The sequence below is a fragment of the Deinococcus aerius genome (assembly GCF_002897375.1).
GTDB lineage: Bacteria > Deinococcota > Deinococci > Deinococcales > Deinococcaceae > Deinococcus > Deinococcus aerius.
Genome location: NZ_BFAG01000012.1, coordinates 123,608 through 144,837 on the forward strand (window position 1 = coordinate 123,608; position 21,230 = coordinate 144,837).

The 21,230-nt window shown below is 69.8% G+C and carries 20 protein-coding genes and 3 tRNA genes; 13 read left to right on the forward strand and 10 right to left on the reverse strand.

The window, feature by feature from the left end; translation table 11 throughout:
- Window positions 1–264 precede the first annotated feature (264 nt).
- The 4 genes from DAERI_RS16120 to DAERI_RS16135 form a co-directional block, all read right to left on the reverse strand.
- The gene (locus tag DAERI_RS16120; RefSeq protein ID WP_103130464.1) at window positions 265–936 is read right to left on the reverse strand and encodes a TM2 domain-containing protein; all 672 of its coding nucleotides are present in this window, start codon (window positions 934–936) and stop codon (window positions 265–267) included.
- 93 nt (window positions 937–1,029) lie between these two features.
- A complete protein-coding gene (locus tag DAERI_RS16125; RefSeq protein WP_103130465.1) occupies window positions 1,030–1,686 on the reverse strand; it encodes a hypothetical protein in 657 nt (218 codons plus the stop codon).
- 2 nt (window positions 1,687–1,688) lie between these two features.
- Window positions 1,689–3,080 (reverse strand): nicotinate phosphoribosyltransferase, encoded by a 1,392-nt coding sequence (locus DAERI_RS16130; protein WP_103130466.1) that lies wholly within the window; start codon window positions 3,078–3,080, stop codon window positions 1,689–1,691.
- A gap of 107 nt (window positions 3,081–3,187) precedes the next feature.
- Window positions 3,188–4,255 carry a bifunctional nicotinamide-nucleotide adenylyltransferase/Nudix hydroxylase gene (locus tag DAERI_RS16135; protein WP_103130467.1) on the reverse strand — a complete coding sequence of 356 codons (1,068 nt, stop codon included), beginning with the start codon at window positions 4,253–4,255 and terminating at the stop codon, window positions 3,188–3,190.
- Between the two features lie 90 nt (window positions 4,256–4,345).
- Between DAERI_RS16135 and DAERI_RS16140 the strand changes: the two genes are divergently transcribed.
- The 4 genes from DAERI_RS16140 to DAERI_RS16155 all read left to right on the forward strand — a co-directional run bounded on the left by DAERI_RS16140 (window position 4,346) and on the right by DAERI_RS16155 (window position 7,709).
- Window positions 4,346–4,840, forward strand: coding sequence for a YbjN domain-containing protein (locus DAERI_RS16140; protein ID WP_103130468.1), 495 nt, complete (start codon window positions 4,346–4,348; stop codon window positions 4,838–4,840).
- A 152-nt stretch (window positions 4,841–4,992) separates the two neighbouring features.
- The gene (locus DAERI_RS16145; RefSeq protein WP_103130469.1) at window positions 4,993–6,048 is read left to right on the forward strand and encodes a PP2C family protein-serine/threonine phosphatase; all 1,056 of its coding nucleotides are present in this window, start codon (window positions 4,993–4,995) and stop codon (window positions 6,046–6,048) included.
- Window positions 6,049–6,082: 34 nt separating this feature from the next.
- The gene (locus DAERI_RS16150) at window positions 6,083–6,460 is read left to right on the forward strand and encodes a RidA family protein (protein ID WP_103130470.1); all 378 of its coding nucleotides are present in this window, start codon (window positions 6,083–6,085) and stop codon (window positions 6,458–6,460) included.
- Between the two features lie 466 nt (window positions 6,461–6,926).
- Entirely contained in the window at window positions 6,927–7,709 is a 783-nt protein-coding gene (locus tag DAERI_RS16155; protein WP_165794250.1) for a PSP1 domain-containing protein, read from the forward strand.
- 117 nt (window positions 7,710–7,826) lie between these two features.
- Here DAERI_RS16155 and DAERI_RS16160 read toward each other — a convergent pair whose 3' ends face one another.
- On the reverse strand, window positions 7,827–9,644 hold the full coding sequence (locus DAERI_RS16160; protein WP_103130472.1) for a S8 family serine peptidase: 1,818 nt from the start codon (window positions 9,642–9,644) through the stop codon (window positions 7,827–7,829).
- Window positions 9,645–9,772: 128 nt separating this feature from the next.
- On the opposite strand from DAERI_RS16160, the gene DAERI_RS23150 reads away from it, so the two are divergent.
- Window positions 9,773–12,253 (forward strand): tetratricopeptide repeat protein, encoded by a 2,481-nt coding sequence (locus DAERI_RS23150; protein ID WP_103130473.1) that lies wholly within the window; start codon window positions 9,773–9,775, stop codon window positions 12,251–12,253.
- Window positions 12,254–12,358: 105 nt separating this feature from the next.
- Here DAERI_RS23150 and DAERI_RS16170 read toward each other — a convergent pair.
- From DAERI_RS16170 to DAERI_RS16180, 3 genes are all read right to left on the reverse strand, one after another.
- Window positions 12,359–12,435: transfer RNA gene (locus DAERI_RS16170), tRNA-Arg, on the reverse strand.
- Window positions 12,436–12,466: 31 nt separating this feature from the next.
- Window positions 12,467–12,540: transfer RNA gene (locus tag DAERI_RS16175), tRNA-Gly, on the reverse strand.
- A gap of 23 nt (window positions 12,541–12,563) precedes the next feature.
- Window positions 12,564–12,640, reverse strand: a tRNA-Pro gene (locus tag DAERI_RS16180).
- A gap of 75 nt (window positions 12,641–12,715) precedes the next feature.
- Here DAERI_RS16180 and mqnP point away from each other — a divergent pair.
- The 7 genes from mqnP to DAERI_RS16215 all read left to right on the forward strand — a co-directional run bounded on the left by mqnP (window position 12,716) and on the right by DAERI_RS16215 (window position 18,042).
- Entirely contained in the window at window positions 12,716–13,600 is an 885-nt protein-coding gene (gene mqnP / locus DAERI_RS16185) for a menaquinone biosynthesis prenyltransferase MqnP (RefSeq protein ID WP_165794247.1), read from the forward strand.
- Complete coding sequence (locus tag DAERI_RS16190) at window positions 13,582–13,875, forward strand: hypothetical protein (RefSeq protein WP_103130475.1); 294 nt, start codon at window positions 13,582–13,584, stop codon at window positions 13,873–13,875. The genes mqnP and DAERI_RS16190 overlap by 19 nt, the downstream gene beginning before the upstream one ends.
- A 36-nt stretch (window positions 13,876–13,911) precedes the next feature.
- Window positions 13,912–14,352 carry a hypothetical protein gene (locus tag DAERI_RS16195; RefSeq protein ID WP_103130476.1) on the forward strand — a complete coding sequence of 147 codons (441 nt, stop codon included), beginning with the start codon at window positions 13,912–13,914 and terminating at the stop codon, window positions 14,350–14,352.
- Between the two features lie 149 nt (window positions 14,353–14,501).
- Window positions 14,502–15,098 (forward strand): adenylate/guanylate cyclase domain-containing protein, encoded by a 597-nt coding sequence (locus DAERI_RS16200; RefSeq protein WP_165794248.1) that lies wholly within the window; start codon window positions 14,502–14,504, stop codon window positions 15,096–15,098.
- 45 nt (window positions 15,099–15,143) lie between these two features.
- Window positions 15,144–15,821: a response regulator transcription factor gene (locus tag DAERI_RS16205; protein WP_010887388.1), complete on the forward strand. Its 678-nt coding sequence runs from the start codon at window positions 15,144–15,146 to the stop codon at window positions 15,819–15,821.
- A 68-nt stretch (window positions 15,822–15,889) separates the two neighbouring features.
- On the forward strand, window positions 15,890–17,470 hold the full coding sequence (locus DAERI_RS16210; RefSeq protein ID WP_103130477.1) for a sensor histidine kinase: 1,581 nt from the start codon (window positions 15,890–15,892) through the stop codon (window positions 17,468–17,470).
- A 41-nt stretch (window positions 17,471–17,511) separates the two neighbouring features.
- Entirely contained in the window at window positions 17,512–18,042 is a 531-nt protein-coding gene (locus DAERI_RS16215; protein WP_103130478.1) for an SMI1/KNR4 family protein, read from the forward strand.
- Window positions 18,043–18,046: 4 nt separating this feature from the next.
- Here the strand turns inward: DAERI_RS16215 and argR are convergent, their stop codons facing one another.
- Both argR and coaBC read right to left on the reverse strand, forming a co-directional pair.
- Window positions 18,047–18,508: an arginine repressor gene (gene argR / locus DAERI_RS16220; protein ID WP_103130506.1), complete on the reverse strand. Its 462-nt coding sequence runs from the start codon at window positions 18,506–18,508 to the stop codon at window positions 18,047–18,049.
- 70 nt (window positions 18,509–18,578) lie between these two features.
- Complete coding sequence (gene coaBC / locus DAERI_RS16225; RefSeq protein ID WP_103130479.1) at window positions 18,579–19,826, reverse strand: bifunctional phosphopantothenoylcysteine decarboxylase/phosphopantothenate--cysteine ligase CoaBC; 1,248 nt, start codon at window positions 19,824–19,826, stop codon at window positions 18,579–18,581.
- Between the two features lie 221 nt (window positions 19,827–20,047).
- Here coaBC and DAERI_RS16230 point away from each other — a divergent pair, with 221 nt between their 5' ends.
- Window positions 20,048–21,058 (forward strand): RNA-guided endonuclease InsQ/TnpB family protein, encoded by a 1,011-nt coding sequence (locus tag DAERI_RS16230; protein WP_201262778.1) that lies wholly within the window; start codon window positions 20,048–20,050, stop codon window positions 21,056–21,058.
- The last annotated feature ends 172 nt before the right edge of the window (window positions 21,059–21,230 follow it).

Sequence of the window (21,230 nt, forward strand, 5' to 3'; positions counted from 1 at the left end):
CCGATAGACGTGGGTAGTGTATGACTTGGCCTACAAAGTTTCGGGGGGATGAAGCTGCCTTCTCGGAAGTGGGTTCAAAAGCTCCTCCCCCTTGAGGGGGGAGGCCGGGTGGGGGTAAGCAGGCACGCCCCGCGGCGCGGCGGGCAGACGAGGCAGTCCACCTTGCAGTCGCCCGAGCGGGTCACACGCCCCCTCACCCCGGCCCTCTGCTTCGCAGCTTTGCAAGTCTCCCACGGGGGGAGAGGGAGCAAAACCTTTCGCTCGTCAGAGCCAGGGCTTCTTGCCCAGCACGTACTGGGTGTAGAAGTCCTCGTCCGATTTGGTGAGGTAGAGGACGCCCTCGATCAGCCCCAGAAGGCCGATGGCGCCGCTGAGAAGGGCCGCCAGCGGCACGGTGATGATCAGGCCGAGGCCCAGCGTGATCAGCCCCAGCAGCAGCGCCAGAATCCACACGCCCACGTTCACCCCGAGCATGATCACGCCCGGTGTGTTCATCCCCAGGTAGAACTTGTGGACGCCCAAGCTGCCCAGCACAATCGCCAGCAGACCCGCGATCAGCTTCTTCTGGGGAATGTCGGCGGGCACGTTCGCAGAGGCCATGCTGCGCGGCGGCTCGGGCCAGGCAGGCGGGCGGCTGGGCAGGGGCGGCGCGGCCTGGGGCTCCCCGACCGGCATGGAAGGGCTTTTCGCCGTGCCACCTGTGGCCCGGGAAACCCAGTCGGCCTCGCCCGCGTGGGAGCGGGTAGTGGCCGTCACGACCGAGGGGGCGGGCTGGGGACGGGGCTCCTCGGGAATGCGGAGGTCCCCCGTTCCCTCGCTGGCCGGACTGGCAGGCGTGGGCGACGGCTCGGCGCGCAGCACCTCGTCTACCCAGGACGGCACGCTGGGTTTGGGGTCGGGTTCTTGACCGGGGGTCGGGTCTTCGGGCTTCGTCATGCCTTGCGCCTCCTGCCGCCCATTACGCGGTCAGGAGGGGAGGGGTTGCGTCCGCCGGAAGGGGGAGGAGGGCCTGAGTCAAGCTGAAGGGGTTCAGAGAACGTCGCCTCGCAAGCGGCTCAAGGTGGCGACCTGACGTGCCAGGGCCGTGAGTTTCCAGGCAAAGCCCTGGCCGGAATGAGCAGGAGTGTCCGTCCATTCCCCATCCCGATCAGAGACATTTTCCTTAGTGAGGAGGCCAAGTTGTTCAAGTCCCAAGAGGGCAGCGACAAACTCCTGCCTTGACAGCCCTGCAATCGACACCTGGCTGTCAACGGGGATGAAGTCCTGATAGGGGTCAATCGGATCAAGAATCCGAAAATACTCGACGAACACCCGAAGCTCCCGCTCGGAGAGGGATTCGATGATCCGCATCGTTTGGAACTTGTCGAGTTGGGGTGGTGGGAAACTCAGAATGCATCCGGCGAGAGCGCAAGCGATAAAGCGGAGCTTGTCTTCCGATTCGGCTATTTCGGCGGCACGGACAGCCTGAACGACGTTTGCCTGAAAGGCGTCGGAACGCAAATAAGTATGGTCTACCCGTGTAGAAAGCATTTGATGGACAAGCCGCAACTCGTATTCAAGGTGCTTGGCGAGCCGCGCGGCCTGCTTCTGATTGGCGTAGGCGTACCACCCCTGTAGAGCGGCAGCGGGCAGCCCAAGCGGCTCCAAGGTTTGCAGAACGGGCAGAAGCGGCTCCAGCGCGTTCATCCCTACGCCCGCCCCCTCACATCCTCCAGCGTATCCCGCACCAGCACTTCCCCATCTCTGAACACTGTTCGCATCAAGCTGCCCGGGAAGTCGGTGTCGAAGGTCCGGTACTGGCGCGTCACCATGCGGCCATTCTCCATCACCAGATCGAGGACGCCGTCCTTGCTGCGCTTGCCGGGGTCGGTCACGGGGTCCTTATAAATGCCGCGGTACTCGCCGTCAATCACGCCCGCGCTGGCCTTGTAGGCGAACCTCTGCGTGTCGCGGTCCACCTTTTGCAGCAGCGCGCCGCCCATGCCGAAGGCGACGTTCTCGGCGGAAAAGCCGTCCACGCTCAGGTTCTGGAGAATCTGGCGGATGGTCGTCTCGTCTATGCCGTCGCCCTGAATCACCCGGACGTGGTTGAGGACCCGGAAGCCCTTGCTGTTCGTGGTTGTGCCGAACTTGGCGGCCAGCGCGTTGACGGCGAGGCGCACCATCGCGGGGGGATCGCCCGAGTCGGGCCGGACGACGAGGGTGGCGCCGCTCTCCTCGACCTCCCGCCGCAGCGTCTCGCCCCAGTGGACGTTGATCGCGTGCTTGAGGTCGTAACTGTCGCTGACGACGGCGAAGATACCGCCGGGCTTGCCGAACTGCCGAACCATGTTGCGGTACGCCTCGGCCTCGCACTCCTGGCCCCAGCTCGTGATCGTGGAGTGCTCGGCGGCGGGGATGGAGAAGCCCGCGATGTCGGCGCCATAGTGGTTGCGGCCCACCCGTAAGGCTTCGAGCGTGTCCGAGCCGAGGAAGTTGACGAGGTGCGCCAGCCCGCCGATCCCCGCGCTCTCGCGGCTGCTTACCCCGCGCGAGCCGAAGTCGTGCAGCTTGAAGGGCAACTCCTCGGTGGTGCGGTCGCTCGTCCGCTCCAGCTCGGCGCGGATGATCTCGCGCAGGTGGTAGCTCTGGGTGCAGACGGTCGTGGGATACCAGACCCGCATCAGCATCGTCTCGAACCAGCCCACCAGCCACGGCAACTCGGGGTCGGTATTCGTCACGCTCATCAGGACGTTGTGGATGGGCACCACGGTCCCCTCGGGCACAGCGCGGATTTCCAGCGGAATGCGGCCCCCGTGATGTTCCACCACCCGCAGCCAGCCCTCGTACGGGAAGGGCTCGCCGTGCGCCTCGATCAGCGCGCGGGCCTCCTCCACGTTCCCCCGCGTCACCCGCCGCGTCAGGTAGCGGTCCAGCAGGTACTGGAGCCCGAAAAAGCGCGTGGCCGGGTAGCGCCCCCCGCGGGACTCCAGGTAGGAGAACAGCCGCGTGGTCCCTGCCGGGTACTGGAGGAAGTGGCTGCTCTTGTAACTGTCGGTGTCGAGGATGAGGTTCAGGTCGTCGAGGTGGGGCAACGTCATGGGGAGCCTCCTGCGGGCGGGAAAGACCGTCCTTCTGCTCTCACTATTGCTCCTATAGATTATTAGAACAGTGAGCAGAATGGGGCCTGGTGGGGGTGCCCCCGTCGTTACCCCCGCATCAGGAAGTGCTCAATGATCGCGTGGTGGTCCTCGAAGAAGAGTTCGGGCTGGCTCATGGCCTGGGAGAGGGGCATCCAGGAGGCGTCGGCGGCTCCGGCGGCGGCCTTCAGGACGGGAAGCTGGCCGATCCCGAGGTCGAAGTGAAAGGCGTGGGTGACTGTCCGGCCCCGCTGGCTGCGGTCGGGGTAGTCGAAAACGGCCTGGGCGCGCAGATGCCCGGTGAGGTTCACGGCCTCACCCAGCCCCGTTTCCTGGTACGCGCGGCGGGCAGCGCAGGCGAGCAGGGTTTCGTCCGGGGCGAGGAAGCCGCCGGGCATGGCGAGCCGTCCGCGGCCCGGCAACCCCGCCCGCCGCACCACGAGGACGTGCCCGCTGCGTGTGATCACCGCGTCCGCCGTGACGAAGACGGGGGGAAAGGGGGCGGCGGCCCAAGCGGCGCGGTACTCGCGCAGGTAGTCGTACTCGGCGCGCAGCTCGGCGTACTCGGGCGTCTCCCGAAAGCGGGTCAGGAAGGCGTGGACGGCGGGCGGGACCATGCCCCGGGCGTCCTCCAACCGGTCCTCGAAGTACGCCTTGCGCACGTCGGTCGCGCTCAGGGGGCTGACCACGTGGGTGGGGATGAACTCCCAGGCGGGAAAGGAGCGCAGGTAGTAGCTGCTCTCGTCCTTGATGTGCCCGATCAGCGCCACGTCGCTGCTGCCCCGGGTGTGTTCGGCCACGCCGCCCTGCACTTCGGAAAGCCACAACCCCTCATTGTAGAAGTAGTCGCGCACGTGGACGAACAGGAGGCGGCTCCTCGCCACGCCCGCCTCCCGCAGCATCGCCGTGATGACCTCCTGGCGCTCCTCGGCGGTGAAGGGATTTTTCGTATTGCGGGCCGCCCGCGCGCTGCCGATCACCACGATCAGCTTCTGCACGCTCTGGAGCGCCTCCAGCATCACCAGGAGGTGCGCGGCGTGCGGCGGCTCGAAGCGTCCGATATACACGCCGAACGTGCGCTTGCGGGCGCGGGCGGGCGGGGGAGAGGACAGGGCCGGGTCGCGCGGTGCCGTCATGCCTTCACGTTGAGCGCCGCAGAAGATGTGAAGGATGAGTCAAGGGGGGTGGGCGAGCGCGGCTTCGGGGAAAAGGCGTAAGGTGAGCCCATGAATAAAGCCTCTGCGTCTGCCGCGGCCCTCCTCCTGTCTGTCAGCCTGAGTGGCGCACTCGCGGGCGGGGCGGGCGCGCCCTTGGTCGGGGGCGGACAGGTGCAGGCGGCGACCCCCGAGGCGGTCACGGCGGCGCTGCGGGCGGCCGGCTACACGGTGACGGCAAACCCCATCCGGGAGGACGAGGACCCCAGCGTGACCGTGCGGGCGGGCGGGCGCGAGCTTGACGTGTGGTTCAGCGGCTGCCGCGAGGGAAGCTGCGCGCGGGTGACGGCGAGTTACGGCTGGGACCCGGAGGACGAGGCCGACCTGAACCTCGACTTCGTGAACGAGTGGAACGGCAACTACTACACCCAGGCCTACGTGTACGAGGGCCGTTACTACCTCGACAGCACCATGCCCCTGCGGGGCGGCTACACCCGCGCGGCCCTGAACGCCTGGATGACCGATTACCTCACCGACGTGGAGGACTTTGAGGGCGAACTGCCGTAAGCGGGACCCCAGGCGCGCGGGCAGGCGCGTTGGCCGTTCCTCAGCCCTCCCCAATTCGTCTCTCATAGAGGCCGGGGCTCGCCCCGCGCCGCGAACTCCAGATGTGCCTTTGGCGACACGGCGGGGCCAGAGACTTCCCTTATATTGTTCACATGCGCGCCCCCGCGACGCCTCCCCTGTCTTCCGGGATTTTGACGGATGTGGGGCGGCAGCGTCGTCTCGGGGTGAATCAGGATGCTGCGCTCGCCCTGGAACTGCCGCAGGGGGGGCTGTACGCCGTGGCCGACGGGATGGGGGGCCACGCCGCCGGGGAACTCGCGGCGAACCTGGCGCTCGACACCCTCAGCCAGCATTACCTGAGCGGGCGCGGCACCCCCCCGGTGCGGCTGGCCGAGGCGGTACAGGCTGCCAACCTCGCCGTGCTGCGGCACGCAGTGGGCGAGTACGCGGGGATGGGCACCACCCTGCTCGCCCTGCTCGTGGACCGGGGCGCGGCGATCATCGCGCACGTGGGCGACTCGCGCGCCTACCTGCTGCGGGAGGGCGAGCTGCACCGCCTCACCGACGACCATTCCTGGGTGGCCGAGCAGGTGCGGCTGGGCAACCTCAGCGAGGAGGAGGCCCGGCACCACCAGTGGCGCAGCGTGGTGAGCAACGCGCTGGGCGGCGAGGAGCGGGTGCGGCTGGAGCTGTTCGGCCTGCCGCTGCGGGCCGGGGACCGGTTGCTGCTGTGCAGCGACGGCCTGAGCGGCGCCGTCACCGACGCGGCGCTGCTGGAGTTGCTGCTACGCCCCCAGCCCCCCGAGGTGGTGGTCCGCAGCCTGGTGAACGCGGCGAACGACGCGGGCGGCCCGGACAACATCACGGCCATCGTCGTAGATGTGCTGCGCGACCAGCGCCTCCCGCACTACGCGCTGCCGCCGCGACAGGTTGACGGCCCCCTGTACGTGGACATGCTCCTCAGCGCCCAGCGCGGCAGCAGCCCGCTCACCTACGTCCTGCTGATCCTCGCCTACTTCACGCTGCTGGGGATGATCCTGGTTCCCGAGCAGCGCACCGTCATCGGGCTGCTCGGCGTGGTGCTGCTGGGTGGGGTCCTCGTGGCGCAGCGGGTGACGCGCGCCCGCCTGGGGCGTCCCCCGCCGCGACCCGCCCCCCTGCGCGCCGCCGTGCCCCCCGAGCGCGAGGCGCGCAAGACCTCCGGCTGAGCCACCCCCGCGCCCACCCGGGTACAGTGGGGGCATGAAAGACATCGTGGAGACCCAAGGCGCGCCCGCCGCCATCGGCCCCTACAGCCAGGCGGTGACCTTTGGCAATCTGGTTATCACCAGCGGCCAGATCCCCCTGCGCCCCGACGGCACCCTCGCCGGGGAGGGCATCGAGGCCCAGACGCGCCAGGTGCTCGACAACCTGGTCGCGGTCCTCACCGCCGCCGGAACTGACCTCGGGCGGGTCGTCAAGACCACGGTGTTTCTGGCCGACATGAACGAGTTTTCGGTGATGAACGCCGTGTACGCCGAGTATTTCCAGGCCCCCTACCCCGCCCGCAGCACCGTGCAGGTCGCCCGCTTGCCGCGCGACGTGCGCGTCGAGATCGAGGTCATCGCGGAGCGGGACTGAGGGCGGAGAGCGCGGTCGGGGAGGAGCCTGTCTCCCTCCTGGGCGGGGTTCCCCGTCCAGAGCAAAGAAGCTGGTGTCTGGGGCCGCAGAACCCCCTCGAACGCTTGACGTGAACCGAGAAGGTGGGCAAGGTGGCCTTGCTGTCCCTGGGCGCGAGGACGAGTTGCGCGCGTCACCCCTCCCGCGGGGGAGCAACAGAAGTCAGCCCACGGGGCGTCCCGTCTATTGCGCAGCCGGTGTCTGGAGGGGGTGAGCGATCCCCGCGCCGGAGGATCAGTCGGGGCCTCCAGTCCTCGTCCCCGGGTCACGCCGGGAGGACATCCCCCCGCCCGCCCGCAGGGGAGTGTTCCGCTCTCCCCTCACGGGTTCGTAACCCGGCTCTCGACGCGCTCACATCCGGCGTGACATCCTGCTCCCCGTGGTTGTCCTGCCTGTCCGGTTCGAACGCAGCCCCCGCCTGCACGCGATGCTCAGCCCCGAGCCGCATGCGGTGGGCACCCGCGTCGTCGTGCAGGGCAAACGCGGGCCGGAGGTCGCCACCGTGCGCGGCGAGGCGACTGCGCCCGACCCGCAGGGCCGCTACGGCGCCGTGCTGCGCGCCGCGGAACCCGGGGACCTGGAGCGCTGGGAGGAGCTGCACCGCCAGGGCGAGGACCTGAAGTGGCTGCTGCGCGCCCGGGCCCGCGAGCGCGGCCTGCCCGTCAAGATCGTGGCCGTCGAGTTCACCCTCGACGAGAGCCTGGTGACCGTGAGTTACAGCGCCGAGGACCGGATCGAGCTGAACAGCCTGATCGGCGAGCTGCGCGCCCACACGCGCGCCCGGGTGAATTTCGCGGCGGTCGGCCCCCGCGAGCAGGCGCAGATGATCGGCACCCTGGGCGCCTGCGGGCGCGAGAACTGCTCCAGCACCCACCTCCAGGAGTTCGCGCCCGTCAGCATCCGCATGGCGCGCGACCAGCAGCTCCCCTTGAACCCCGAGAAACTCTCCGGGCCGTGTGGCCGCCTGCTGTGCTGCCTGCAATTCGAACACACCCAGTACCTCGACCTCCTGAGGGACCTGCCCCGCAAGAACGCCCGCGTCTGCCACGAGGGGAGCGGCGCCTGCGGCAAGGTCGTGAAGCTGCACCCGCTCGCCGGGACGGTGGACGTTCACACCGAGCAGGGGCTGCTGGTGGGCGTGCCCGCCGCCGAGCTGACCCGCGCCCCGGAGACGGGCGGGAAGGGCAAGCGCCCCGAGGCGGAGGCGTAAGCCCAGCGAAAGGCTGGGGGGGAAGACCCCTCCCCGCTGAGGGCGATCTTCCCCGCGGCCCCACCCCCACAGCGAAGAGTCCCCCCGATCTGGAGGGACCCTTCCTTGGCCTGAACCTTACTTGCGGACGATCTTGTCGACCTGGGCGGTGCCGGTGTAGGTCGTCTGGGGGTTGAGGTAACCCTTGAGCACGACCTTCCAGTTGCCGGGGGCGGGGTTGGGGATGCTGACGGCCTCGCCCGTGCTGGTGCCCTGGGCGCTGGAGCCCACCAGGCGGCCCGAGGGGTCGTACACGTCCAGGTCGAGGTCGTAGGCGGGGTTGCCCCACTCGGTGGCGACGCGCAGGGCGCTGGAGCCCGCGGGCACGCTGAGGGTGTGGGTGTCCTGCGCCGTGGTCACGCAGTTCACCTGCGGACCGCAGACGCTGGTGGCGACGGTGCCGTTCCAGCCGGGCAGGTTGGTCGTGGTGACGGTGTAGCGGGTGGGGTTCTGGCGCACGGCCTCGCGCACGGCGGCGTTGGCGTCCACGTAGCCGTAGCCGACCTCCCACAGCTCGCGGCGCTTGACGACGGTTTGGGTGGGGTTGAGGCCGTTGTCGGTGGCGACCGAGTAGTACATCGGGCGGCTGGTCTTCTGGAAGATCGCCATCACGCCGTCAAGCGTCAGTTTGGGGTTGGCCTCCAGCATCAGGGCGATCACGCCGCTGATGTGGGGGGTCGCCATGCTGGTGCCGCTGATGGTCGAGTACTGGGGGTTGTCCACGTCGGGCACGGTGGTCGCGGCCAGGCCGGTCAGGGCGCGGGCGGCGCTGATGTCCACGCCGGGAGCCGTTACGTCGGGGTGGACCAGCTTGTCCCCGCTGCGGCCACGGCTGGAGAAGTCGGCCAGGTAGCCCTTCTTGTCGCCCGCCGCCACGCTGATCACGCAGGGGCTGGCCGAGTAGGGGTTGAGGGTGTTCGCGCCGGGACCCTCGTTGCCCGCCGCGAAGGTCACGATGATCCCCGCGTCGTAGGCGCGCTTGGCGGCCAGGCTGATGGGGTTGTAGGGGGCGAACTCGCCGCTGGAGCCCCAGGAGTTGGAGATCACGCGGATGTTGTAGGTCTCGCGGACCTCGGGCTTCAGGATGTAGTCGAAGCCTTCCAGCGCGTACAGGATGCTCAGGGCCTCGCCCGAGCCCACGCCGACCAGGGTGACGCCGGGCGCCACGCCGCGCCGGACCCGTGCCGAGCCCTCGGAGGCCGCCCCGCTGCCGCCGATGGTGCTGGCGACGTGGGTGCCGTGGCCGGAGGAGGTGTCGCTGTTGGGCGTGTCCACGTACAGGTAGCCGCCCACGCCCACGTCGGTGACCGGGCCGACCAGCTTCACGTTCTTGGCGACGTTCTTGAGGTCGGGGTGCGTGCCGTCGATGCCCGAGTCCAGCACCGCCACGCCCACGCCCTTGCCCGTCACCCCGTAGGTGCTGCGCGCCACGTCCGCCCCGATGAACTTCACGCTCTCGGCGAGCTTGTACTGGAGGGGCGCGTCCTGGTAGATCGAGACCAGGCCGGGGAGGTTCGCCTTGAGCTTGGCGATCAGGTCCTGGGTCACCAGCGTCTTCACGGCGGCCACCGGCAGGTTCTGGAGCGCGCCCAGCCCCTTGCCGGGGTCGACCGGCAGGTTGGAGTCCATCCAGGTGATCGCGCGGCCCTTGCTGGTGTCGTCCGCGAAGGAGAGGATCAGCGTGCCGACCTGGCCGTAGCGCATGGTGCTGTCCACCTGCACGCCGCTGGGCGCCGTCGCGTAGAGCGCCTGGCACTCGGTCAGGGTGGTGGCCTGGGCGCTGAGCGCGGAGCCGGAGGCGGCGGTGTTGTTCGAGGCGGAGGGCTGGGGCGTGCTCTGCCCGCAGGCGGCGAGAAGGACGGACAGGCTCAGGATGGCGGGGGTCGTGTTCTTCATCGGGGGCTCCTCCGGTGTTGGGGCTTTGAGTGAGTTCATTCCACCAAAGGGTCCTCAAAAAAAACACAAAGCCCTCTCAATTTCTGAGCCCTCACGGGGAGGGTGAAGGTTTTTTCTATACTCGGCTCATGAACAACCTGCCTGGGCGTCTGCGCCCGCGGCTGGAGGCGGCGCCGGGCCGGGTGATCGCCCCCGTGGACGTGGGGGCGGGCCAGGAGGCGCTGCTGGCTTGGGCGCGGGAGCGGGACTTGCCCGCCTTGCGCGAGCCCCCACCCGAGGGCCTGGAGACCTGGCTGTGGTGGCCCCGCACCCGGGGGGAGGTGGCGCGCTGGGGCCAGTCGCGGCCCGAGGGGGCCTTTCCCCTAATCCTGACGGGGGCGGACATGCTCTACAGCGAGGGGGAGTGGCACCGGACCCTGGCCCCGCACGAGCGCTGGGCCGCCGCCACCTACGCCCTGAGCGGGGGCTGGCCCGCCGCCCTGCCGCTCGCCCGGGCCCTGGCCGAGGGGGGCGCTCCCGAGGAGGAGGAGTGGTACCGGCACCCCTTGGTCGCGGCGGGGCTGGCCCCCCTGCTGCCCCCGGACGACCTGCTCCCCGCCTACCGCACCCTGGCCCTCACGCCGCTCGTGACCCCGGAGGTCTCGGCGGCTCTGAGCGTCGCGCCGGAGACGGTCGAGGCGCTGGCGGACGGTGGCTGGCTGTGGGCCGCGCCGGGGGGCTGGAGGATTCCCGGGCCGCTGCGCCGTCACCTCTGCCCGCTGCCGGGGGGGGAGGCGGCGCGGGCGGTCGCGGGCCTGCTCCACCGATCGGGTCACACGGAGGGCGCCCTGAGCCTGCTGCGCGAGGCCGCCGCCTGGGAGGAGCACCTCACCCTGCTCGCGGGGCACCTGCGGGCGGGGGCGGGAACGGGGACGCTGCGCGCCAGCCTGCGGGCGCTGCCGCCGTACTGGCGGGAACAGCCCACCGCGCTCTACCTCGCCGGGCTGCTCGCGCGGGCGTCCGGGGACCTCGCGCGCGCCGAGGAGCTGTACTCCCGGGCGCTGCCGGGCCTGGCCCCCGCCCTCCAGCCCCTGGCGCACAACGCGCGGGGGGTCGTTCGGGCGGTGAGCGGCAACCCGCCGGGCGCCCTGGAGGATTTCGGGGCGGCCGCCCGGGCCGGGGGCCTGACGGGGGGTGAGGCGGCGCACAACCGCGCGACCCTGCTCGTGCAGCTTGGCCGCCACGCCGAGGCCGAGCGCAGCCTGGACGAGGCCGTCGCCGCCTTCCGCGAGGCGGGCGACCTGCGCCGCGAGGCCCGCAGCCTGGAGACGTTGGGCGGCCTCCAGTTCGGGCGCGGCCTCCTCCAGCAGGCGCTGGCCCCCTACGGCCAGGTGCTGCGCCTGCTGGAGGACGAACACCCCGAGGAGACGGCCCTCACCCACGTCAACCTCGCCGAGGTCCACGCGCTGCTGGGCGACGGGGCGCAGGCCCGGACCCACCTGGAGCAGGCGCGGCTCCTCGCCGAGCGGTCCTCGCTGCCGGAGGTCGCGGGCTGGGTGACGCGGGTGCAGGCCCTGCTCGCCCTGCACTCGGGCGTGCCGGGGCGGGCACGCGACCTGCTGGAGGCCGTGGACTCCGCCGACCGCAGCCTGCACGCGGAGACCCGGCTGCTCCTCGCCCGCGCCTACCGCGAACTCGGCGAGCCCGACCCGGCCCGGGGCGCCCTGGAGGAGGCCCGCACCCTGGGCCTGCGCGCCAACCTGGAGGCGGCCCTCCAGGGGGACGGCGACCTGGGCGCGGTCGTGGAGGAGGCCCGGCGGGAGGACGCCCGGCTGGAACTCGCCACCGCCCTGCTGCACCGGGGGGAGCCGGAAGACCTGGGGGAGGCGCTGGACCTGATCCGCACCCACGGCTACCGCGCGCTGCTGGGCAGTTCCGCCGCGCATCGCCTCGTCGCCCACGTGCAGGACGACGCCTCGCGGGCGCTGTTTCCCCTGGTGCTGCGGGTGCTGGGGCCGCTGCGGCTCACCCACGCGGGGCGCACCTGGCGCGCGGGGGATTTCCCGACCCGCAAGAGCGCGGCGCTGCTGGTGGCGCTCGCCCTCTCGGGCCGCTCGCAACCGCGCGAGGCGCTCGCCGAACGCTTCTGGCCGGACGCCAAGAACCCTCTCGCCAGCCTGCAGACGGCGGTGTACCACCTGCGGAGCACCTTCGGGGTGAACCTGATCAGCTCGGCGCGGGGGCGCCTGACCCTCGCCTTTCCGGTCCAGAGCGACCTGGCCGACCTGCAAGACGCCCTGATGAGCCGGGACGTGGGGCGCCTGGCGACCCTGATCCGCCAGGAGGCCGGACCCCCGGACGCGCTGCCCGACCTCGCCAGCGAGCTGCACGAGGAGCGCGAACTCGCCGAGAGACTGCTGCACGACGCCCTCCAGGTTTACGCTGACGCCCAGCCCGAGGGCAGCCTGGAGCGGCGCGACGCCCTGCGGACCCTCATCACCGCCGACCCCCTGAACATTGAGGCCCGGGCGCAACTGGTGGACTGGCACCTCGGGCAGGGCGACGCCGAGAGCGCCGGGCAGGAACGCGCCCGTATGAACGACATCCTGAAGGAACTCGACCTGGGCTAGGGCGCGGGCCGACCGGCTGGCTACAGCCCGGCTACAGAACTCCCGCTTTCAACCCCTCGGCCTCTCTTCCTCAAAGGAAAACCCCCGTCACAGACGGGGAATCTCTGGCGCACCCTGTAGGACTCGAACCTACGACCGACCGCTTAGAAGGCGGTTGCTCTATCCAACTGAGCTAAGGGTGCAAAACGAAAGGGCCCCCGGGTGGAGGCCGTGTGGAGCGGGATCACGGATTCGAACCGAGGCCAGAAGCTTGGAAGGCTGCTGTGCTACCACTACACCAATCCCGCGATGCTCCGCGCGAAGCTGTGTTTGGTCGAGGCGACTGGATTCGAACCAGCGACCCCTTGGTCCCAAACCAAGTGCGCTACCGGCCTGCGCTACGCCTCGTCCACGGCCCGCGCAGGGAGAATGATAGCAAAGACTTGAGCGGTGTGTGTTCCCCTGCGGGCGTATCCTGCCAGGGTGAGTGCGGCGGCGCGGCTGAAGACGTATCTGGACCTGGTGAAGTTCGAGCACACGGTGTTCGCGCTTCCCTTCGCCTACGCCGGGATGCTGCTGGCGAGCCTGCAGGTGAACGGCACCGGCTGGCCCGGCTGGCCGACCCTGGTGTGGGTCACGGTGGCGATGGCAGCGGCCAGGACGGCGGCGATGGGGGCCAACCGGGTCATCGACCGCTTCATTGACGCCCGCAACCCGCGCACGGCGGGGCGCGAGGTGCCCAGCGGCAAGGTCAGTCCCGCGCAGGCCTGGGGGCTGGTGATCGTCAGCCTGGCGGTTCTGGCGGTCGCCGCGGCGCAACTCAATCCCCTTTGCCTGGCGCTGATGCCGCTCGCCGTGGCCTTTCTGATCGGCTACCCCTACACCAAACGCTTCACCTGGCTGTGCCACGCCTGGCTGGGCGTGACCGACGGGGCCGCCGCCGCGGGCGGGTGGATCGCGGTGTCGGGTCACTTCGCTCCCGGGGCCTGGCTGCTGTGGGCCGTGGTGATCTTCTGGATGATCGGCCTGGACGTGATCTACGCGACCCTCGACCATGATTTCGACCGGGCCAACGGCATCCAGAGCATCCCGGCGCGGTTCGGGATCGCCCGCGCGCTGCGGATTGCGGCGGCGAGTCACGCCCTCACCTTCGTGTTGCTGCTCGCGGTCGGGGTGGCGACCGGGGCGAGCCCGTGGTACTACCTGGCGGCCCTGGCGATGGGCGGCATCCTCCTCTACGAACACCGCATCGTGAATCCGCGGGACCTGGCGCGGGTGAACGTGGCCTTTTTCGACGCGAACATGTGGCTGGCCCTCACCATGCTCGCCGGGGTCGTGGTGGATGTCACGTGGCGGACGCTGACCTGAGGGCGCTCGTCCCCCGCGCGGCGGCGGAGTCTTTCGCCGAGGGGGACGAGTGGCTGGCCCTCACGCTGCTGCGCCGGGCGCGGGACGGGGAGGCCCCGGGCTCGGTGGGCTGGGCGGTGCTGGAACGGCTGATCGGCCTGGTCCTGATCCACCTGCTGCGCGAGGTGGAGGGCACCTTCGCGCTGGAACGCGCCGACCCCGTGCTCGACGCGGCGGGTGTTCCCCGGCCCACGCTGACCTGGCTGGAGGAGCCCCCGGGCGGCGGGGGCCGCTAGAATCTCCCCGATGCGGGCCGTGCGACGGGGGAGTTCATGACGCTGGAGAGTTCCGAGACCGAGTTTGCCTCGCGGTATGAGGCGTTCGCGGCCCAGGGCCTGCTGTACCCGCAGCGCGAGGGCAGCCCCCTGCTGGAGTTCTCCACGGGGGGGCGAGTGCTCTACCTCTTCGACCGCAGCGGTCCCTACGCGGGCCGCCCGGGACCCGCCCGGGTGGTGGTCCACGGGCTGCTCGACCTGCCGGGAACCCGCGTGCTTTCCCCTGAGGAGACCGCCACGACCCGCGAGAACCTCACGGTGGTCGGTGTCTCCGGGGTGGAGGGCGCCGGCGAGGTGCTGGACGTGACCCGGCGCGTATGGGTGGTCCGGGCGCGCGTGCCCCTGGTCCTGGCCGCCTTCGAGCCGCTCCCCCCGGTCCGGCCCGGCGACTGGGTGGCCTTTCGCACCCTGCCGCCGCTCCACGGCTTCCTGGTCTGAGGGGCTGCGAACGCCCGCTGCCCGGGGGCGCCGTCCCGGCGGAGGGAGGGCCGCCGGTGTTAGACAGCCCCACCCCTACACCCCCAGGATGTGAGAGTCATGGACTTTACCTGAGCAAAAGGTTGAGGCATAGTGGGGGTGTTCCCCCCATGCCTGACCTGCTCCTGCCCCTGCCCAGCCCACGAAGTGGCCATCAGGCGGCCTGCCTGGTGATGGTGGACCTGGTGGGCAGCACGCGGCTCGCCCATGAGCTGGCGCTGGAACACTACGCCGCCCTGATGGGCGAGTTCGTGCAGGTCCTCATCCTGAGCTTCGAGGCACGGGGCGGCCAGGTGCTGCAACACCAGGGGGACGCCGTGGTGGCCCTCTGGCCCGCCGAGCGCACGCCGGCGGGGGTGGCGGCGGCCCTGGAGGCGCACGAGCGCGCCGCGCGGCTGGGGCTCGCCGAGGTGCTGGGGGTGCAGCTCCAGGTCCGGGCCGGGGTGGCGCTCGGACCCGTGGTGACCGGCCCGGTGGGGGGCCAGCCCAGCGCCTACGGCCTGCCGGTCAATTACGCCCGGCGCCTGTGCGACGCCGCCGAGCCCGGTGAGACGCTTGTGTGCGCCGCGGTGGTGGCGCAGGGGAGCGCGCCGGGCGTCCCGGTGGACCGTCCCCTCCCTCCCCTGCGGGGTTTCGGTGCGCACTGCCGGGCCTACCAGGTCGCCCCCGTGGCCGCCCGTGTGACGGAGCGCATAAAAGCCGGTTAAGGGGGCGGGCGGCCTTCTCATGAGAACGGTCCATAGACTGGCCCTATGGAACGCAAACCCCTGGTTCTCGTCATTGAGGATGAAAAAGACATTGCCCGCTTTATTGAACTGGAACTCGCCGCCGAGGGGTACGCCACCGAGGTCGCCTTTGACGGCGTGACCGGCCTGAGCAAGTTCCGCGAGGTGAACCCCGACCTGGTCATCCTCGACCTGATGCTGCCCGTGCTCGACGGCCTGGAGGTCGCCCGGCGCATCCGCAAGACGAGCAACACACCCATCATCATCCTGACCGCCAAGGACGGCATCCAGGACAAGGTGGAGGGGCTGGACTCGGGGGCCGACGACTACCTGATCAAGCCCTTTTCTATCGAGGAACTTCTCGCGCGGGTCCGGGCCCACCTGCGCCGGGTGAATCCGGCCGTGACGGGCGAGGTGCGGGTGGCCGACCTGGTGATGAACCTCGACGGGCGCGAGATTTTCCGGGGCGGGCGCCGGGTCGAACTCAGCGCCAAGGAGTTCGAGCTGCTGGAACTGCTCGCGCGCAACCCCGGCAAGGTTTTTTCCCGCTTCGAGATCGAGGAGAAGGTCTGGCCGGAGTACACCGGGGGCAGCAACGTCGTGGACGTGTATATCGGCTACCTGCGGCGCAAGCTGGAGGAGGGCGGCGAGCGGCGGCTGATCCACACCGTGCGCGGCGTCGGCTACGTCCTGCGCGAGGAATAAAGCCGGGCCCAGGGCGCTAGACTGCCGGGCGTGACCCGCCCTCCCGCCACGCCGTTCGGGGGCCGCCCGTGACCCTGCGCTGGCGGCTCACGCTGTTTTACACGGCGCTGCTGGCGGTGCTGCTCACGGTGGTGGGGCTCGCCGCGCTGGCGATGATGCGGACGAGCCTCATCAACAGCCTCAACCGCGACCTTCAGGACACCTACCGCACCTTCACCAACCTGAGCCGGACGCTCGCGCTGGGCGACCCGGGCACCGCCAAGGAGCGCGACGAGCAGGGCCTGCTGCCGCGTGCCCGCTACCTGTTTCCCGACTACGCCATCCAGATCGAGAAGCTCTCGGTGTACGAGAACGCCGCGGCCCTCGCCGCCGCGCTGGAGGAGGCGCGGGACCCGGCGAGCCGAAATCAACTGTTCGCCATCCTCCGCACCCTGGGGGACAGCACCCGCCTCCCGCCCATCGGGCTGAGCAGTGACGTTCCCCTGCGGCTGAGTGAGGAGGAACTGACGAACCTGATCACCTCGCCCGGCGGGCAGATCTTCGTGCAGCGTGACGTGAAGGACCCGTACAGCGGGGAGAAAAACCCCTACCGCTTCCTGGTGAAGCTGGGTCCGGTGCAGCTCGACCCGCCGGTGTTCGGCCTGGCCCGCCCCTCCTTCGCCCTCACCTTCGTGGGCCGCAGCCTGGAAGGCCCCTCCTACACCCTGGCGCAGCTTCAGCGGGTGATCCTGCTGCTGTTCCTGGCGGGGCTGGGCACGGCGGGGGTGGGGGCCTACCTGCTCGCCGGGCAGGCGCTGCGGCCCCTGCGGCAGGTCCGCAAGGCGGCGGAGCGCATCGGGGGGCAGAACCTGGGCGAGCGCGTGCCGGAGCCGCAGACGGGGGACGAGGTGCAGGCCCTCGCGCACGCGCTCAACGCGATGCTGGGCCGCCTGGAGGCGAGCTTCGAGGCCCAGCGCAGATTTACGAGTGATGCCAGCCACGAACTCCGCACCCCGGTCACGGCGATCAGCGGGCACGCGAGCTACCTGCTGCGCCGCACCGACCCGTCCGGGCAGCAGCGCGAGAGCCTCAACATCATCCGCAGCGAGTCCGAGCGGCTGACCAACCTGATCGCCAGCCTGCTCGAACTCGCCCGCTCGGACAGCGGCGCCCTGCCCCTGACGCGCCAGCCCATCCTGTCACGGCTCTTCCTGGGCGAGGTGGCCCGCGAACTCGCCCCGCTGGCCCAGGCCCAGGGCACCCACCTCAGCGCGGACGGCGAGGACGTGACCTTTGAGGGTGACCCCGACCGCCTCAAGCAGGTCGTCATCAACCTCGTGGGCAATGCCCTCAAGGCCGGGGCGAAGAACGTCCACCTGACCAGTCGCGCCGAGGAGGGGGGCAAGGAGGTCCGCCTGAGCGTGCAGGACGACGGCCCCGGCATTCCCCCCGAGCACCTGGGGCGGCTCTTCGACCGCTTCTACCGGGTTGAGGACAGCCGCAGCCGCGACCAGGGCGGCGCGGGCCTGGGCCTGAGCATCGCCAAGGGAATCGTGGACGCGCACGGCGGGCGCATCTGGCTGGAGAGCGAGGTCGGGAAGGGAACGACGGCGCACGTGCAACTGCCGGTGGGCAACCCGCCGGAGCTGGACGAGGACGACGTGCCGTAGCCTGACGGCACCTCCCCTGAAAGGGTGAGGGTGGAGGAGATATGGGCCGGTTTGTCGAAGACCTTGACCTCAGTACGTTCTGGGACGACCACGACTATTACGCCCGGGAATACACGGACGATCCGCTCACCCCGGAAAAAATCGAGTGGGTAGAGCGGACGCTGGGGTACAGGCTGCCGCCGTCGTACCTGGAGTTGATGAGCTATCGCAACGGCGGCGCGCCCGTCAAGAACTGCCACCGCACGGCTTCGGCAACCTCCTGGGCAGAAGACCACGTGGCGATGACGGGCTTTCTGTCCATCGGGAAGGCCAAGCCCTCCTCGTTGTGCGGTGAGGTGGGAAGCCGCTTCATGATCGAGGAGTGGGGCTATCCGCCCATCGGCATCTACTTCGCCGACTGTCCCTCGGCTGGCCACGACATGCTCTGCCTCGACTACCGGGCGTGCGGGCCTGAGGGCGAGCCCAGCGTGGTCCACGTGGATCAGGAGGGCGGCTACGTGATCACCCCTGTAGCGGACACCTTCGAGGCGTTCATCCGTGGGCTGGAGTCCGAGGAGGCTTTTTCGCCCTGACGCCCTACCCCAGCATCAGCGCGTTCAGCTCCTCCATCAACGCCTCGCCTTCCCCGGTGGTGCGGGCGACCAGGAAGATGGTGTCCTCCCCGGCGATGGTGCCCACGATGTCGTCGCGGCGCAACCGGTCGAGGAGCAGCGCCACCCCGGTCGCGTGGCCGTCGGCGGTGCGGATCACCAGGATGTTCTCGCCGCGGTCCACGTCGCGCACGAAGTTCTGGAAGAGGCGGCCCAGCTCCTCCTCCACGTCGCTGTGCCCCGCGACCTGCGCGAGGGCGTAGCGGTGACGGCCCTTGCCGATGGGCAGGCGCACCAGCCGCAGTTCGTTGATGTCGCGGCTGACGGTCGCCTGCGTGACCTGCACGCCCTCGGCGCGCAAACGCTCAACAAGTTCGGACTGGGTGGAGATAGAGTCGCGGGCGATGATGTCCTGAATGCGCTTCTGACGTTGTTCCTTGCTGAGCATCGCCGCCATACTATGTATATACGTTGAATAATTCAATGAGTGGGGCACGGTTGATGGCCGTGCCAGGGCTTCAGCCCCCCGTTCGCATTCCCCGGCGTTCTGCATAGAGGCGCGCGGCCTCGTCCAGCAGTCTCCGGGCTACCTCTCGTTTGCTGAGGCGGGGCCAGTCCTCGCTCGATCCGTCGGGGCGTACCAGCGTTACCTCGTTGTCGTCGCCGCCGAACGCGGTGCCCTCGCGGGTGGGGTAATTGAGCAGGATGAAGTCGGCGTTCTTGCGCCGCGCCTTGAGGGCCGCGCGTTCCACGCCCGCGTGCGTCTCCATGGCGAAGCCGACGAGGACCCGCTCGCCCTTCTGCGCCCCCAGTTCGGCCAGGATGTCCGGGTTGGGCGTGAGGTGGATCGTCACGTCGCCCGCCACCTTCGCCTGCTTCTCGTCCGAACGCTGGGCCGCCCGGTAGTCGGCGACTGCCGCCGTCATCACGACCACGTCCGCGTCCCGGGCTGCCCCTACGACCGCGTCCCGCAGATCGAGCGCCGTCTCGATGCGGACGACCTCCACGCCGGGCGGGTCGGGGAGGTTCACCGGGCCGGTCACCAGCGTCACGTCCGCGCCCCGGTCCCGCGCCTCCCCGGCGACCGCGAAGCCCATCTTGCCGCTGCTGGGGTTGCTGATGAAGCGCACCGGGTCGAGGTACTCGCGGGTCGGCCCGGCGGAGACGACGACCTTCACGCCCTCCAGGTCGCGCGGTGACGGGGTGAGGAGGGCCAGGGCCGCCGCCGCGATGTCCTCCGGCTCGGCCATACGGCCCAGCCCCCGGCCCTCACCCCGTGAGCCGAAGGCGCCGACCTCCGGCCCCAGGAAGGTGTGGCCCCAGCCGCGCAGCGTCCCGGCGTTCGCCTGCACCGCCGGGTGGAGCCACATCCGCTCGTTCATGGCGGGGACCCACAGCACCGGCCCCTGAACGCTGAGCAGCGTCGCCGAGGCGAGGTCGGGGGCGTGCCCGCCCGCCGCCCGTGCGAGGAGGTCGGCCGAGGCGCCCACGATCACCACGGCGTCCGCCCGCGCCAGGGTGAGGTGCTGGGCGTCGGGGCGGGCCTCGAACCATGTCTCGTCAGTCGCCACGTCCCCGTCGGCCGCCGTCGCCAGGCTGAGTTCGGTGACGAAGGCGAGCGCGGCCCGCGTGGCGATCACCGCGACCCGCGCGCCCCGCTCGCGCAGTCGCCGCAGCACCGAGGGGGCCTTCACGGCGGCCATGCTGCCCCCCACGATGACGAGGACGGTGGGGGCGGCGGGGAGGGGAGGGGCAGGCGTACTCACAGAATTGCTCCGAGGATGCCCCGGTTTTCAAACCGGGGAGGAACCGGAGCGCCGCCGAAGGTGGCGACGCTCTTTGTCTCGCTGAAGCTGTGTGCTACCAATTGTTCATGCACAGGGCGGAAACGGTCATTCTCAAACTGACCGCCCCCACTGCGAACAAACGGGCGTGGCTGGTTGAGACCGCTCAGGCGTTCCGAGACGGGGTGGGCATGGTCTTGGGCGTGGCTGAATCCGAAAACACCAGCAGCCGGGCCAAACTCCACAACGCCTGTTACGCCGCCATCCGGGAGAAAACTGGCCTGCCCAGCGACTACGCCCGCATGGTGGTCAACGCGGGAGTTGCGCTGGCCCGCTCCTACTGGGGCCTGCGAAAAGGCAAGCGCCGCGCCGGCTTCCCGAAGGTGGGGAAGTCTCAGGGCATCGGGCTGGGCGTCAACGCCTACGCCATCCTGAAGCGCGGCGAGCGGTTCTTCCTGCGGGCGTCCACGGGGAAGCGCGGGCAGTACAAATGGCTGCCGCTGTCGGTTCCTGTGCATCTGGCCTCCAAACTCCAGTTCGTTCATGGCGATGCCAAACTGTTCCAGCGCGGGGCAGATTGGTACGTCATGCTTCCGCTTCGCCTCCCCCACACGCCAGCCGTCCGTGACGGTGGACCTACGGTTCTGGGCGTGGACTTGGGCGTCGTGAAGCTGATGACGGTGCTGACACCGGACGGCGTGAGGATTTGGAATGGCCTGCCTGTGCGCCATCGCCGGGAGAGATTCGCCGCTGTTCGTCGCCGCCTCCAGAAGCACCGCCGCACCGACCGCGTGTTGAGGCAGGGTGGGCGTGAGCGCCGCTGGATGCACGACCTGAACCACAAGCTCAGCCGGGAACTCGTTGACCTTGCCCGCTTCTACCCGAACGCGGTCATCGCCTTTGAGCAACTGGACGGGATTCGTGACCGGGTGCGCGGCAGCAAGAAGTTCAACCGGATGATGAGTAGCTGGACGTTCCGCGACCTCGTGGACAAGGTGCGTTACAAGGCGGAAGCGGCTGGTGTGGAGGTGGTCTTTGTTGACCCCCGCAAGACTTCCCAGACCTGCCACCGCTGCGGACACGCCACACGGAGCAACCGGGCGTCTCAGGCTGAGTTCCGATGTGTGAACTGCGGGTTCAGGACGAATGCCGACTGGAACGCGGCCACCAACATCGCTGCTGCCCCTGTGTGCCTTGCAGCAGGGGCCGACTGACACGGCCCGACCCTCTTCGGAGGGTCAGGAGCAGTCCTCGTTGGCTGCTCTGGATGGGGTAAAGGGATGTGGCTTGCTGCATTCAGACCCTAACCTTTCAAGCCCCGCGTAGGGGAACCCCCGGCCGAAAGTCCGGGGAGGATGTCAGGGTCCAAGTATCCCGGAAATCGGC

Excerpts from the sequence above, each read along its gene's own strand:
- DAERI_RS16145 (WP_103130469.1), top strand. The coding sequence starts at position 4,993 with ATGCGCGCCCCCGCGACGCCTCCCCTGTCTTCCGGGATTTTGACGGAT.
- DAERI_RS23150 (WP_103130473.1), top strand. The coding sequence starts at position 9,773 with ATGAACAACCTGCCTGGGCGTCTGCGCCCGCGGCTGGAGGCGGCGCCG.
- DAERI_RS16155 (WP_165794250.1), top strand. The coding sequence starts at position 6,927 with ATGCTCAGCCCCGAGCCGCATGCGGTGGGCACCCGCGTCGTCGTGCAG.
- DAERI_RS16125 (WP_103130465.1), bottom strand. The coding sequence starts at position 1,686 with ATGAACGCGCTGGAGCCGCTTCTGCCCGTTCTGCAAACCTTGGAGCCG.
- DAERI_RS16130 (WP_103130466.1), bottom strand. The coding sequence starts at position 3,080 with ATGACGTTGCCCCACCTCGACGACCTGAACCTCATCCTCGACACCGAC.
- DAERI_RS16150 (WP_103130470.1), top strand. The coding sequence starts at position 6,083 with ATGAAAGACATCGTGGAGACCCAAGGCGCGCCCGCCGCCATCGGCCCC.
- DAERI_RS16120 (WP_103130464.1), bottom strand. The coding sequence starts at position 936 with ATGACGAAGCCCGAAGACCCGACCCCCGGTCAAGAACCCGACCCCAAA.
- DAERI_RS16140 (WP_103130468.1), top strand. The coding sequence starts at position 4,346 with ATGAATAAAGCCTCTGCGTCTGCCGCGGCCCTCCTCCTGTCTGTCAGC.
- DAERI_RS16195 (WP_103130476.1), top strand. The coding sequence starts at position 13,912 with ATGACGCTGGAGAGTTCCGAGACCGAGTTTGCCTCGCGGTATGAGGCG.
- DAERI_RS16205 (WP_010887388.1), top strand. The coding sequence starts at position 15,144 with ATGGAACGCAAACCCCTGGTTCTCGTCATTGAGGATGAAAAAGACATT.
- DAERI_RS16135 (WP_103130467.1), bottom strand. The coding sequence starts at position 4,255 with ATGACGGCACCGCGCGACCCGGCCCTGTCCTCTCCCCCGCCCGCCCGC.
- DAERI_RS16215 (WP_103130478.1), top strand. The coding sequence starts at position 17,512 with ATGGGCCGGTTTGTCGAAGACCTTGACCTCAGTACGTTCTGGGACGAC.
- argR (WP_103130506.1), bottom strand. The coding sequence starts at position 18,508 with ATGCTCAGCAAGGAACAACGTCAGAAGCGCATTCAGGACATCATCGCC.
- DAERI_RS16160 (WP_103130472.1), bottom strand. The coding sequence starts at position 9,644 with ATGAAGAACACGACCCCCGCCATCCTGAGCCTGTCCGTCCTTCTCGCC.
- DAERI_RS16200 (WP_165794248.1), top strand. The coding sequence starts at position 14,502 with ATGCCTGACCTGCTCCTGCCCCTGCCCAGCCCACGAAGTGGCCATCAG.